The organism is Chryseobacterium taiwanense (assembly GCF_000813825.1).
Taxonomy (GTDB): Bacteria; Bacteroidota; Bacteroidia; order Flavobacteriales; family Weeksellaceae; genus Chryseobacterium; species Chryseobacterium taiwanense.
This window is the reverse complement of sequence record NZ_JWTA01000022.1, coordinates 1-504: the sequence shown is the minus strand read 5'-3', so window position 1 is coordinate 504 and position 504 is coordinate 1. Positions and strand designations below refer to the sequence as shown.

Annotated in this window: 1 protein-coding gene; it reads right to left on the bottom strand. The window is 35.5% G+C overall.

The window, feature by feature from the left end; translation table 11 throughout:
• On the bottom strand, positions 1 to 503 hold a 503-nt coding region (locus tag RM51_RS18585), incomplete at its 3' end, for a PLP-dependent cysteine synthase family protein (protein WP_039373158.1).
• Position 504: the final 1 nt, after the last annotated feature.

Below are 504 nucleotides of genomic sequence, written 5' to 3'. Positions count from 1 at the left end.
GTGATCTTACCTTCTGTCTGTTCCCAAATTTCAGGTCCTGTTGTTTGGTAGTGGGCATCAATATTTAGTTCATTAAAATATTGATTGATGTAAACTGAATTTGGTGTTTCTGAAGCGATTCTTTTAGCAACTTCGTAATAAGATCTAGGGTCATCTGCAGGTACATTAGCAGGGCATATGTAAACCGTAGCTCCAAGTGCTTTCAGATAAGCTATTTTTTCTGGCTTTGTCTTGTCACTTACAGCAAGTATACATTTATATCCTTTAATGATGCAAACCATTGCAATAGAAAAACCGGTATTTCCGGAAGTAGTTTCTACAACTACAGAATCTTCTTTTAATAAGCCTTTTTTCTCAGCGTTTTCTATAATATGAAGTGCAATTCTATCTTTAGTGGAATGTCCAGGATTATATGATTCTAACTTGGCATAAACGGTTGCAGGAATATCTTTTGTAACAGTATTTAGCTTCACCATAGGAGTGTTTCCTATTAGGCCAAGGATA